We start from the raw sequence: 13,345 nt of genomic DNA, 5'->3' as shown, positions 1-13,345 counted from the left end.
CTACAATTGAGAGAAATAATTATGGAATTTATTATCTTTCTTAAAGGGGTCTTAATTGGCTTTGTTATGGCAGTGCCCCTTGGCCCCATAGGGATTATGTGCATACGCAAGACACTTACTGAAGGACGGCTGCGCGGACTGGTTATAGGTTTTGGAGCGGCAACTGCGGATCTGCTCTACGGTTCTATAGCCGCCTTTGGGCTGACGCTCGTTTCAGACCTGCTTATCAGGGAGAAAATCTGGATAAGGCTGGTTGGGGGAGCGCTGCTTTTATTTCTGGGGGTAAAGACATTCCTTAAGATGCCCGCCGATCCCAAGTTTAACGTTCACGCCAGCAGTATTATTCGGTCGTACCTGACTACTGTTTTTCTGACGCTTACAAATCCTTTGGCCATCTTTGCATTTATTGCCGTGTTTGCCGCACTCGGTTTGGGATATGATCTCAGTAATTATTCGGCTTCAGCCCTTGTCTCGGGTGTTTTTCTGGGTTCGGCTTTGTGGTTTTTCATGCTCAGCTCAGGCGTTATGTTTTTCAGAAAGAAGTTTGAGGTAAAAGGGCTTATCTGGGTAAATAAAATTGCAGGCGTGTTGATAGTTGTTTCAGGATTTATTGCCATTGGGAGTTTGTTATAAACCATATCCATTTCCGCCAGGAGATGAATAATCCGATGTATCTGAAAAAGAGATCGTTAGAATTATTAAGCAGCGTCTTCATTTACAGCATACTGATATTATCCGGTACAGAGCCTCTTATTGCCCGGGGAAATTATTCCCGGCAGGCTGACACCAGTAAATCAATTGTCCAGAGGGCAAAAGATTTTTCAGAAAAAGATAATTTTTTCTCAAGACTTTTGAGAAATATTATCACCCATGATGAGGAACTACAGCCGGCAGGCAAGCCATTGGACCCCGACAGGGAAATAGTCGGGAAATATACCGGGAAAGTCATAAGGAATATTTATATTGAGGTTCTTGACTTATTTGGAGCCTCGGTACATAATCCGGAGGACTCTCTTAGAACCTGGCTGCAGAAACGCGGGAATTCACTTCATATAAAGACAAAGGAGTGGATCGTTCGAAATATGCTGATCTTTTCTGAAGGACAGATCTTTATTCCATATGATATTCAGGAAAGCGAAAGGATAATAAGGTTAAATCCATATATTTATGACGTCCGCATTATTCCGCAGGAGGTCCTGAACAACCCCGACAGTGTTGATATTATGGTTTATATACAGGATAAATGGAGCATTAACGGCAGCGCCGCATATAGTACGGGCAATAAGTCGGGAAGTGTTTCCTTTAACGATATTAACTTCCTTGGATACGGCAATGAATTCAGGGGCGGACTTAAATTTGACCGCGCTCTTACACACGGCTGGGACTGGGATGGCAGTTATACATATAATAACATTGAAGGAACATTTCTTGCGGCAAAGTTTTATTATTCATCAGGCAGGGACTATCAGCACTACGGGGTTGTAATTGGCAGAGACTTCTTCTCACCTGTAATCGGCTGGGCTGGTGCCATAGCGCAGGACTGGCAGAATATAAGGTATATTGATTTAAGGAACTTACTTCAGCAGGCAGAGACCGTACGGCTAAACAGCCAGGATTACTGGCTCGGTTATGCATTTGACATAAAGTCTTATGATCCAACTGCAGTAAACCAGAACAGGTTCAACATAGCAGGCAGAATTACCAGAACCGTATACAGCCAGAAGCCAAATTTTGATACAATGAATCTGTTCCAGGATAATACGTTCTACCTGGGGCGGATCGGATATTCCTACAGGACTTACTACCAGAGCCGCTTTATATTCGGCCTCGGCAGGACAGAGGATATTCCGCTAATAAATATGATAGAACTCCTTTTCGGCCTGGATAAGGGGGCTAAGACCAGCAGGCCTTATTATGGGATAAAGACAGGCTACAGCCTATATAAGGATTATCTGGGTTATCTTTACGGGGGGTTTCAGACCGGGGCATTCCGCAGCGAAAGGAAATGGGTGGAGAGGGTATCCACTCTGGAGCTGCTATATTTTTCAAAGCTTAATTCAATTGGGAAATACAAATGGAGGCATTACCTGGGAAGCCGCTACTCATACAGCTACGACCCTCTCAGGCCACGGGATGTACTGAACATCAATTATGAAAGAGGGCTCAGGGGTTTTTCAGAGGGCGATTTAACGGGGAATAAGAAACTGGTATTGAATTATGAAAACGACATTTTTGTACCGGTAAAATTCCTGGGTTTTAAGCTTGCAATAATTACTTTCGCCGATTTCGGCCTGATTTCTTCAAGCAACAGTCCTTTATTTTCAGGCAAGCTTTTCCAGGGTTACGGCATCGGATTCAGGATACAAAATGAACACCTGATCTTTCCCCCGTTCCAGTTCATGTTCGGTTTTTATCCGAATACACCTCAGGAGGGCGGCAAGCACTTCCGCATGTTCCGTCAAAGCTCGATATATTATAACTTCAACCGGTTTCAATTTTCAAATCCTTCGGTTGTCTCAGCCGAATGAGCCCTTATGAACGGGGAGGGGCTGCAGACATACTATTTGTCGGGAATGGTGAAATAAAAAGCCGCCCCTTTTCCCTCTTCAGACTCAACCCATATCCTGCCGCCATGATTCTCAACTACTTTCTTGCATAAGGCCAGTCCAATGCCATTTCCCGCGTATTTTTCTCTTTCATGCAGGCGCTGGAAGATCATGAATACCCGCTCTAAAAATTCCGGGTTTATACCGATGCCGTTATCTCTTACGCAGAAGATCAGGCTGTTTTCCCTGCGTTCAGCTATAATATGAATAACCGGGTTCTTTTCCCCCCTGAATTTAATTGCATTGGCAATCAGGTTCTGAAAGAGCTGATGCATCTGTGTCGGTTCAGCGTTTAATACTGGAAGTTTAGACACATTTATTTCAGCCCCGGATTCAGTAATTATAAGCTCAAGATCTTTAAGCACGTCTTCAACTATGTAATTGAGATCTGTTGGTTTAAATTCTTTTTTTTGCGCAGTAATGCGAGAAAATAAAAGCAGGCCGTGTATTAATCCCTGCATGCGCTTTGCGCCGTCGATTATAAATTCCAGATATTTGCCGGTTTGAGCATCCAGGGTGCCTTTCAGCTTTTTCTCTAATAAATTAATATAGTTTGTAATCATTCTCAGCGGCTCCTGGAGGTCGTGGCTGGCCGCATAAGCAAACTGCTGCAGATCAGAATTGCTTTTTTCAAGTGCCGCAAGTGTATGTTTTAAGCTTTCCTCTACTATCCTGCGGTCGGTAATATCAATCATTGTAAGGCTACATTTGGGGGGATTTTCGGAGATTTTCCCTTCGATATAAACAAACATTGAAGTATTGTCTTCTGTATGCAGCATTAGTTCGCAGGCTGCCTTTGTACTGCTTTGAAATACTTTTTTGAAAAAATCGTCGAAGACGGGTTTTGATTCCGCAGAGATGAAAAACTTAAAATTCCTGCCTATGAGCATGGAACGTTCCATGCCCAGTATTTTGGCAGAGCTGAAGTTCAATTCGCTGATAATCCCGTCGGGGTGAAGAGTTAAATATCCGGAGGGGGCAAAATCATAAAGCTCAAGATATTTGCCGGCATTTATTTCGGCTTTGTCCCTAGCAAGCCTGAGCTCCTCGTTTATCATTTCGAGTTCTATCTGGTGAACCTGGAGTTCATGGAGAAGTTTCAGCCCGTCGGCCTCTGAGGGATAGGATTCCGTTTTGTTTTGCTGCTTTTTAAGCTTTTCTTCTGCTTTTCTGCGGAGAGAATCTTCTTTAGGATTATTGCCATTATTTTTTTTCATAACTATCCAGATTATGTGAACGAAGAATAGCAATTGTTTTATTCAGCTCAGCTTCCAGATTTTTTGCTTTTGTTATGTCGGTAAAAGTGATGACAAGTCCGTCTATTCTGTCATCCATTGTACGGTAAGGCATAATTCGCGCTTCGAACCACCGTCCGTCGTTGGTAACAACATCCTTTCGCAAGGGGATGAGCGTTCTGAGAACTTCCGTCGCATCGTTTAATATTTCCGGATATTCAAGATCGGAAACCTGGTCGGTAAAGGACCTTCCGATGTCACTTTGTATGAGCTTGAAAATTTTAGTTGTCTGCTTGGTAAACCTTCGGATGTGGAGTTCCCTGTCGAGGAACAGTGTGGCAATGTCGATGCTGTTGAGGAGGTTATTCATATCGTTATTAACGACTGTAAATTCATCTACTTTGCTCTGCAGTTCAAAATTTACTGTCTGAAGCTCTTCATTAAGGCTCTGCATTTCCTCTTTGGAGGTTGTAAGTTCTTCGTTCGTAGACTGGAGTTCCTCGTTTGTAGACTGCAGCTCCTCGTTGGCTGATCTAAGCTCCTCCTGGGAAGTCTGCATTACTTCAAAAGAGTTTTGCATCTCCTTTTTGAGTTTCTGCAGTTCAAGCTGCAGCTGGCCATTGTGAAGGTTATCCGGAGAATTCTTCAATAAAGATTTCCCGCCTTTGGATTTCAGGGGTTCTTTTTCTTTCATTTGCGTCACCTCGGAGAACACCACCATGACCAGATCCCTGAGGGCGTCAGGCTTTTCAATTTTCTGAACAGTCAGGTCCACGCAATAAGTTTTTTCATTATCCCTGATTTCCACATTTCTCAGGACCGTTTTCTGATAATTCTTAAGAGCCCTGTGGAAAACCATAGGCAGTTCATTGCGAAGTCCGGAGCGGGCCATGGCAAAAATGTTCATATTTGCCCTTCCGGAGGAAGGTTCCAGGTAATTTCCAGTACGTCCGGTAATATACAAAATATCGCCATCGCTGTTTACCAGTACACTTGCCGGGGCAAATTTCTGCAGCATCAGCTGATCGGCCAGAGTTCCCATATTGTCAGTAGCTTTCATATTTGGGTATTTTTTAACGGGATCGGTTTTAATATTTATGTCAGAAGCCGGGAGCTCAACCTGCCTGGGGACTGTTGAAACCAGTCGCCTGTAGATCCTGAGTTTAGGCTCAATACTCTTAAATAAAATTCTGTTGTCACTGTTCGATTCAGAACTTCCCAGGATCAGGACACCGCCCGGGTTAAGGCTGTAGTGGAAGAGCGAAATAAGGCTTTTCTGGAGTTCCGGCTCAAGGTAAATTAAAAGGTTGCGGCATAAAAGCAAGTCCAGCTTAGTAAAAGGTGGGTCTTTTGTCACGTTCTGCTGTGCAAAGACTACCATTTCCCTTATTTCAGGTTTAACGCAGAAGCCGCCTTCAGAGGGAGTAAAAAAGCGGTTGAGGCGTTCGGGGGAAATATCGGAGGAAATGTTTGCCGGAAAGAAACCCTTTCTGGCCTTGTTTACGGCATCAGCGTCGAGATCCGTTGCAAAAATCTGGAGTTTTAAGTTCCTGTTATTCTGCTTAAGCAGGTCAAGTGCTTCTCTAAATACAATAGCCAGTGAATAAGCTTCCTCGCCTGTTGAGCATGCCGCCACCCATGCGCGCAGGACATAGCGCGCGGGTAATTTTTCAAAAAGAGGAGGAAAAATCTTTTCTTTAAGGTATTCCCAGACGACAGGATCGCGGAAGAAATTAGTTACCCCGATGAGCAGTTCCTTAAAAAGTATCTCTAATTCCTCCTGGTTTTCCTGCAGAAAACGGATATAATGGGAAATCGTATCTATTTTATGGACGGTCATGCGGCGTTCAATGCGCCGGTAAATTGAAGCTTTCTTGTAAAGTGAAAAGTCGTGCCCGGTCTGTGCCCTTAGGAGTATAATAATTTTTTCCAGGGCATTCTTACCTATGCCCTCGGGTGTGGAAATGGAGTTAACGGCTCTAGCGTGTTTGAAGAAGGCCTGAAGCTTTCCGGCCAATTCATCTGCCGGGGCCACAAAATCAGCCACAACAGCTTCAATTGCGCTGCGCGGCATACCGCTGTACTTTGCCGCAGCAGGGTCCTGAACCAGAACAATGCCCCCTTTTTCCTTAATTGAGCGCAGCCCTGTGGCTCCGTCGGATCCCATACCAGAGAGAACAATACCTATACTTTTTTCCTGGAGGTCATCGGCAAGTGAACTGAAGAAGTAATCTATGGGCAGCCTTAAGCCCCTTTTTTCCACAGGGGCAAACAAATGGAGTGTTCTGTTAAGAACAGACATGCTCTTGTTGGGAGGGATAACATATACTGTATTTGGCTTTGTCCTTAAGCCGTCTTTAGCCTGAAGGACGTGCATTGGGGTAAAGCGCTGCAGAAGTTCGGGCATCATGCCCTTGTAGTTCGGATCCAGGTGTTGTATGACGACAAAAGCCATACCGCTGTCTTGATTCACATTGGTAAAAAACTGTTCCAGTGCCTCAAGTCCGCCAGCCGAGGCACCAATGCCGACGACCGGGAACTGCTCTTCAGCCTCTAATCCGGACTTGTTCTGGCTACCCAGCTCCGGGCGGAGGCTCCCGCCGGAGGCAAAACCGCCAGGTTTTTGTTTACTTTCCGAAAGCGCCGGAGACTTTTTCATATTTTGCCCTTTTCCTGAAAACAATTATGCAGCACAGCAGACTATAATGGCTATAGATTTACAGATCACCTTAAATATATAAAAGTACCGACTATAAGGTAACGAAAAAAAACAGGAATATGAAAAGCTCTTACACTGCAAAAAAGGAGGGACCGGGTATTTCTTTATTCATCATTTTAATTTGCCGGGACAGGCAGGAACAAATCCCAATTTCCCGGCATTTATTACGCCTAAAGGAACTGCAGGTCCGCAATTCTCTGCAGAACCATTTGCACTTGGGGATGGGCATACAATTCTTTATCCCTTTGGTATGAAAAAGGGAAATCTTCTCCGAATTAGGGAATAATGTAAATTATACATTCACTGCCGAAGCTATAGATCCTGAAAAGCTTGAAATTAAGCTGATTGCTCCGAAAGGCGGGGTTGCCCAGGCCTATCTCAGGCACAGGGAGGATAATTTCAGACTTGAAGAAATCAGGCCTGACGTGCTGCATGTTACCGTAAACTCTATGAATGATTCCCGGGAAAAGACGCTGGAAGAATTCAGGAAAGGGCTAAGGAAGCTGTTAAGACCTTATAAAAAGATGATACTCGACTTACGGTACAACAATGGCGGCGAAGCATTGAAAGCAGATGAACTGTTCAGGACGTGTGTGAACTTCGACATGGAAGGCGGCAGAATTGCCGTATTAGTAGGAAGGATGACATTCTCAGCCGCACAGACTTTTGCAGCAAGGATGGACCAATGGACACACGCTTTTTTTGCAGGTGAGAAAACCGGTTCCAAGCCAAATCATTATGGAAATGAACGCCCTTTCAAGCTGCCGTTTTCAGGCCTCCGGGGGACAATATCATCTGGATACAACCAGCCCGTAAGGGCGAATGACGGCAGGATGTATATCCTCCCGGAGGTCTTAGTGCCTGTAAAATCTGAGGATTACTTTTCAGGAAAGGATCCGGAAATTGATGCCGCGCTTAATGAATTAGATAAAATCAATTAACTTCTTTTTCGCGGAAGTTTGTACGGCAGCCTGTGGCGCCGCCGCAGGAATTTGTTAGTCCTGAGATAAGGGGAGCAAGTCCTATAATTCCCATGTATTTCGACTCCCCTTCCCCAATAAAGAGCCAGGAGAGCATGGCAAGTCCCAAAGCTATTTTAACAACTCTTTGAATAATTGATACTGCTGGATTCATATTTAATCTCTGTTATTTAGACAGTTTGATGAAAAATTACTAAAAAGGATTCAAGGGGCCGGAAAACTCTTTTTATAAAAAAACTGGTGATTTTTTCCCTTTTATTTATATATTATGGTTAAACATCAGGGGTCAACATGAGAGAAAATTTCTTCAAAATCTTAATGATTGAAGACAGCCGCAGCTTTGCGCAGTTAATCCTGGAGATGATAGAAGATGCCCGGGGTACGGAGATAACTCTGGATCATGCCTTCAGGCTTTCGAACGGACTGGAACTCCTAAGAAGCGGGCATTATGATGTTATTCTTTTGGATTTAACGCTTCCCGACAGCATGGGGCTGGATACGGTAAAGAAGGTTAAGGATGCCGCTCCCGATCTTCCGGTTGTGGTAATGACAAATCTGGATGATGAGGAAACGGCGACAAAAGCCATACAGGCAGGGGCGCAGGACTATCTGGTAAAAGGTGATTTCGATACAAATCTTCTCGTGCGCTCGCTTAAATATGCAATTGAAAGAAAACATGCGAATGATATGCTTCGGGAATCGGAGCAGATGCTTTCAGTTATTTTTCAGGAAATTCCATCTCTTATTGCAATAACCACGTACAAAGAAGGTCTTTTTGTTGACGTAAACAGGGCATTTGAGACTATCACAGGCTACAGCCGCGACGATGTATTAGCCAGGACGCTTTCCGAATTAGCTATTTTCCGGAGTATGGAAGAACGGGAAAGGTTCCAGAAGATAATAAAGGAAAGCGGTTTCATTCAGAATATGGAGTTCAGTTTCAGGAAGAAAACGGGTGAAGAAGTTACAGGCTTAATCTCCGTGCGGCGGCTTAAGTTAAAGGGAAAGGAATGCCTATTAAGCGTTTTTACTGACATATCCGAGCGCAAGCGGATTGAAGAGCACCTGAAATCGCTGCTTGAAGTGCAGGCGTCAGGAAAAAAGGACTGAAGTCTATCTCTTTTTTACTTTTCACAAAGGTAAGTTTTGATTATATTCGGATTTATTATTCCGATTATAATCAACAGAACGCATGACAAAACTTTTACAATCAGATGGAAACAATTAAAGAGGACATTTTCAGGGACAAGCTGAAGGCACTGCCTTTATTTTCGGAGCTGGACGAGTGCCAGATTGAGCAGGTAGCGGGAATAAGCAAAGAGTGCCGTTTTAAGAAGAACGCCATTATTTTCATGGAAGGTGAAAGTTACAGGGGATTTTTTGTAGTGCTGCAGGGCTCGGTAAAAGTGTACCGTTCCTCCTCTTCGGGAAAAGAGGCCATACTGCACATAATAAAGCCTTTCAACGCTTTTGCCGACGTACCTCTTTTTGAAGGGGGTAATTATCCGGTTAGCGCGCAGGCGCTTGAGGACAGTGTTCTGCTTTTCATTCCGAAGACGGAGTTTATTGGGCTGCTGGAGAAGAACATTTCAATAAGCCTTAAGATGCTGGCGGGTTTTGCCCGGAGGCTGAAGGAGATGACGAACAAGGTAAAGGATCTTTCGGAGAAGGAAGTAATCAACAGGCTTTGCAGTTATCTTGTAAGCGAGGTTGAGGCCGGCGGGAAGGCAAATCTGCCTGAGCCTTTTATAAGGCTCGAGGTAACGAAAGCGACCATTGCGGCGTATCTTGGGACAATTACAGAGACCCTCTCGCGCACATTCCGCAAGCTTGAGACAGAAGGGATAATACGCGTGCAGGGGAAGAAGATATTCATTTCGAACTACGCGAAGCTGAAAGAATTAGGCAAAGGCAAGGGCAATTAAAGTACGAAAGCCGAGGTTCAAAGTTCGAGGTTTTATTTTAGGATAGCAAAATCTCTTTCATTTCATAGAAATAGTCTGTATATTTCACGTATATACGTCAATGATATTATGATAAAGATTTATGACTTACCTGAACCTGTTGAATTTGAATGGGATAAAGGGAACATTGAAAAGAATTTAATCAAGCACAATGTTTCAAACAGTGAAATAGAGGAAGTATTTATTAATACTCCGCTATTATTTTTCCCTGATCCTTCGCATTCAAGCGAAGAGGAAAAAAGGCACGGTGCTTTAGGCCGAACGCATACGGGAAGGATGCTCCAGGTAATTTTTACAATTAGGAAAAATAAAATAAGAGCTATTTCAGCTCGGGACATGAGTAGAAAGGAAAGGCAATTTTATGAAGAAGCAAAGAGAAATTCCGAAATTCAGGAATGAAGATGAAGAAAGGGAATTCTGGGCCAACAACAGTGTGCTGGACAATTTTGACAGCTCCAAGGCCGCCTTTGTAAGATTTCCTAATTTGAAACCGACCACACAGTCGATTTCCCTGAGGATTCCGACTTTTATGATAAATGATTTGAAGATACTGGCAAACCGCAAGGATGTTCCTTACCAGTCCCTGATCAAAATTTTCCTTGAAGAGAAGATCCGCGAGGAGCTTAAGAAGGTAGGATAAGAGCCAAATAAATCAGGCGATATTCCGAACCCGCAGCAGCGGGTTCTATATTTGCAGTCAGAGGTTTGCCTGCCAGCTTGTCAAAGGCGGGTGGCAAAAAACCTTAGAAAGGAAATGCCCCATCGCAAAAAATCACGTCAGGAAGCAATCCTGTAAGTCCGTACTCTGAGTTTCAGTGAAATAGTCATTAGACAAATTGAACCCCATTCAAGTACGCAGATGAGTTAAGGCGCGGTTTAATGAATTATAGTTCCTTCATTTTAACACCCTTTTCAGGCGTTTCAATTAAGATTAGTTCTATCTTGACCTCTTGAATGCCATTCAAGCGCTCACTGAGGATACTAATTATTAGATCAGCAGCAAATAATTCTACCATTTACATTACAAAATTAAACTCAATTCTACAATAGTACGATTAAAACTCGGCGTTATTCCTTTACCCTTCTTTTATTAAGAATTAAGCCTAAAATTATGCCGAGTATGACCAGGGAACTAAGGCTTAAGGAAATAATCTGGCTGACCCTGAAGCTTAATGGGGCAAAAGTGAATTCAACTTTATGTGTTCCTTCCGGGACTACAATTCCGCGGAATGCATGATTGGTTCTGTAGATCTTAGTCTCTTTTCCATCAATGTATGCTTTCCATCCGTTGGGATAATACGTGTCACCCAGGAAAAGGAAATTCCTCCCCGTTGATTTTGCCTGAATTGTAATATGCTCATCTTTGTAACTCGTTACCACGGCAGATGCTGAAGCCGTATCCGGCCTGTCAACTTTAATACTCTCGCCCTCCAGGAATGCAGTCTCTTTCGGATCAAAGGCATTATTCTTTATCAGGTTCAAAATTTCAAGAGCCGTCTTTGTCTGAACCGAATTTACAAAGTAGGCCCTTGGCAAAGCTGAATCGTTTCTGTATACAATACTTTCTTCTGACCTGTCAATCTCTGAAAGTCCCGGAAAACTGACCGGTTTACTCAAGACAACATATTTCACATTCAGCATCCGCCAGAGCGTGGGGTTTGCGACATTTCCCAGCACGTCAACAATATCCTGATAAGCTCTGAATTTAATTCCAGAATATCCGTAAATATCCTGCAGAAGGAAGTACGCGTTGAAATTTGCATTTTGGTAGTCGGCATTGCCGTGTGAGCCATCCTGCCTTAACCCGATCACCCTGAACGGGGATGAATCCTTTTGAGCTTTTATTGCCTTTACATACCGGGGTTCATTAAAAATATTGTCGACATTCTGTTCTTCTGTATATAAAGCTCCCCTGCTGTCAATTCTCCAGAGATCGAATATTGTAAATGCAATTACTGCAAGGAGCAGCACGCTGCCTTTTATTTTTGAAGAGACGTAAGCATAAGCAAGGCTGAATGAAAGTGCACAAAGAGCAAGCGCGATTATTGTATCTGAAATAAACATATTGGTAATGTATTCTGAAAGCGCCCTGAACTTATCCGCTTCAAGCCTGGCAGTGTTGGATTCGAACATCCGTGCAGTAAACCAATTTTTTATTGGATCTGAGAGCAAAAGAGAAATTACAAACAAAGCAACGAATAATATGGAAGCATATTTAACCAGATTAAAAACCCTCTGATCCTTCTCTTTACGAAATGAAATTATTTTGTTTATTCCCAGTCCGGCCAGAAAAGGCATTGAGAGCTGCAGCAATACAAGCATCATTGAGGGCACACGGAACTTGTCGAAATAAGGGAAGTAATAGAACATAAAATTAAAAACAGGAGAAAATGTTTTTCCGAATGATATCAGCAGTGCAATGCCCGAAAGAATTGTAAGGAACTGTACAAACGGGTCTTTCCAGCATGTAAACATTGCAAACAGAGCGAAAAAGAAGACAAGCACCCCCATATACATTGCAACATCTACCGATTCCATCTGTCCGAAGTAAGTATTTACCTGGAAGTCGGGAGTCTCAGAAAGAGGTCCGTTATATTTGGAATTTCCGAATCCATAGAATGAAGGAACCATAAAGGTCATTACCTCCTGAGGAGAGAAAGACCATAAAGTATGATAATCGTAGTAGGCCGAGCCGGATGAAGACTTATCCGGTTCATTTGCTTTTGTTTCAACAACACTCTTGCCCCCACGCGTCGAATAAGGAGAATACTCGTAGATCTGTGTCAGGTTGTCGCTCTGAATGAGTATGGCAATCATTGCTGCTGCGGCAAAGACACCTAAGGACTTAAGGAGCTGTCGCTGGAGCTCGCGGTCTTTCTTTATGAGGGAACGGATAAAGTAATAGACAAAGTAGATCCCGACTGCAAAAAGCGTGTAGAAGATGATCTGTACGTGCCAGCCCTGCACAAAAAGCTGAAGTGCAATGGTCAGGATTGCAAAGTCCAGGAGCCTGACCTTCTTCTGGAACTTTAAGAGCATCAGGAATATGAGAGGGTACATGCAAAGTGAGGTCAGCTTTGTTACGTGACCTATGAAAAGGAAGATGACTAGCCCCGTTGAAAAACTGGCTGCAATGGCTGTAAAGAGGCTTATCAGAGTGTTCCTGGTCTTATACTTCATGAGGAAATAGCTCGTAAATGAGAGTATAATGAGGTAAAGGCTCCAGACAGCGTATTCAACAGAGAAGAGTTTTGCAAAAAGCCACTTCATGGCCGTAAAACCCACATAAATGAGGTTAAACCACTTAAATCCCACACCCAGTGAGTAGGCGGGCATACCGCAGAATATGTAAGGGTTCCAGAGCGTATAGCCCCCCTCGTGAGTCGTAACATAGGTCTGAAGGCTCTTGCTCGTTATTATGTCACCCGACTGCAGCGTCTTGCCCCCGAAATACATGGGAGAGAAGAAGATGAGGAACAGTATCAGAAGTATTGCAAGTGAGAGCGGGGTCTGGTATTTCTCAGGGATCGTCTTAGCCGCAAGTAATTGTTTTTGTGAAGTTTCTTTATGTGATTTAGCAGCAGGTTTTGCCGCCGGTTTGGTTTTTACAGCCATTTTTTCTCCGGAAAAAGTATTAGTGCAAAATTGACTTAAAAAAACTATTTATGAGATCGGAAAAACAATTTACTATTTTCCGGTAAAAGAATTTATAATATTTTTAACAGGGGCGGTGCGTTTTTAAGGATTGCGGTATGCATTTTTATAAGCCGCGTTATCGGGGGGTGGAGCCCAATTGGGGAATGGGCAATATTCCACGAGCTGAAGCTCGTGGCTATTCAAT

At 43.5% G+C, this 13,345-nt stretch carries 11 protein-coding genes; 7 read left to right on the top strand and 4 right to left on the bottom strand.

From position 1 onward, the window contains the following. Positions 1-21: 21 nt before the first annotated feature. Both HF312_10695 and HF312_10690 read left to right on the top strand, forming a co-directional pair. Positions 22-633, top strand: a complete 612-nt coding sequence (locus tag HF312_10695) for a LysE family transporter (protein MCU7520671.1) — start codon at positions 22-24, stop codon at positions 631-633. A gap of 35 nt (positions 634-668) precedes the next feature. Continuing rightward, positions 669-2,528: a hypothetical protein gene (locus tag HF312_10690; GenBank protein ID MCU7520670.1), complete on the top strand. Its 1,860-nt coding sequence runs from the start codon at positions 669-671 to the stop codon at positions 2,526-2,528. Positions 2,529-2,560: 32 nt separating this feature from the next. Here the strand turns inward: HF312_10690 and HF312_10685 are convergent, their stop codons facing one another. Beyond that, entirely contained in the window at positions 2,561-3,823 is a 1,263-nt protein-coding gene (locus tag HF312_10685) for a PAS domain S-box protein (protein MCU7520669.1), read from the bottom strand. After that, positions 3,810-6,500 (bottom strand): PAS domain-containing protein, encoded by a 2,691-nt coding sequence (locus tag HF312_10680; protein MCU7520668.1) that lies wholly within the window; start codon positions 6,498-6,500, stop codon positions 3,810-3,812. The genes HF312_10685 and HF312_10680 overlap by 14 nt, the downstream gene beginning before the upstream one ends. A 509-nt stretch (positions 6,501-7,009) precedes the next feature. Here HF312_10680 and HF312_10675 point away from each other — a divergent pair. Further along, positions 7,010-7,501 carry a hypothetical protein gene (locus HF312_10675; GenBank protein ID MCU7520667.1) on the top strand — a complete coding sequence of 164 codons (492 nt, stop codon included), beginning with the start codon at positions 7,010-7,012 and terminating at the stop codon, positions 7,499-7,501. Here HF312_10675 and HF312_10670 read toward each other — a convergent pair. Next, positions 7,494-7,694 (bottom strand): DUF2892 domain-containing protein, encoded by a 201-nt coding sequence (locus HF312_10670; GenBank protein MCU7520666.1) that lies wholly within the window; start codon positions 7,692-7,694, stop codon positions 7,494-7,496. The genes HF312_10675 and HF312_10670 overlap by 8 nt on opposite strands. A gap of 137 nt (positions 7,695-7,831) precedes the next feature. Here HF312_10670 and HF312_10665 point away from each other — a divergent pair, with 137 nt between their 5' ends. The 4 genes from HF312_10665 (at position 7,832) to HF312_10650 (ending at position 10,144) form a co-directional block, all read left to right on the top strand. Next, positions 7,832-8,650 carry a PAS domain S-box protein gene (locus tag HF312_10665; GenBank protein ID MCU7520665.1) on the top strand — a complete coding sequence of 273 codons (819 nt, stop codon included), beginning with the start codon at positions 7,832-7,834 and terminating at the stop codon, positions 8,648-8,650. 104 nt (positions 8,651-8,754) lie between these two features. Further along, positions 8,755-9,465 (top strand): Crp/Fnr family transcriptional regulator, encoded by a 711-nt coding sequence (locus HF312_10660; protein ID MCU7520664.1) that lies wholly within the window; start codon positions 8,755-8,757, stop codon positions 9,463-9,465. Between the two features lie 108 nt (positions 9,466-9,573). Then, complete coding sequence (locus HF312_10655; protein ID MCU7520663.1) at positions 9,574-9,903, top strand: BrnT family toxin; 330 nt, start codon at positions 9,574-9,576, stop codon at positions 9,901-9,903. Then, positions 9,866-10,144 (top strand): hypothetical protein, encoded by a 279-nt coding sequence (locus tag HF312_10650; GenBank protein MCU7520662.1) that lies wholly within the window; start codon positions 9,866-9,868, stop codon positions 10,142-10,144. The genes HF312_10655 and HF312_10650 overlap by 38 nt, the downstream gene beginning before the upstream one ends. A gap of 428 nt (positions 10,145-10,572) precedes the next feature. Here the strand turns inward: HF312_10650 and HF312_10645 are convergent, their stop codons facing one another. Beyond that, positions 10,573-13,119 (bottom strand): YfhO family protein, encoded by a 2,547-nt coding sequence (locus HF312_10645; GenBank protein ID MCU7520661.1) that lies wholly within the window; start codon positions 13,117-13,119, stop codon positions 10,573-10,575. Positions 13,120-13,345 lie beyond the last annotated feature (226 nt).

It is taken from the genome of Ignavibacteria bacterium (assembly GCA_025612375.1).
Classification (GTDB): domain Bacteria; phylum Bacteroidota; class Ignavibacteria; order Ignavibacteriales; family SURF-24; genus JAAXKN01.
This window is presented reverse-complemented; position numbering and strand designations above follow the sequence as displayed.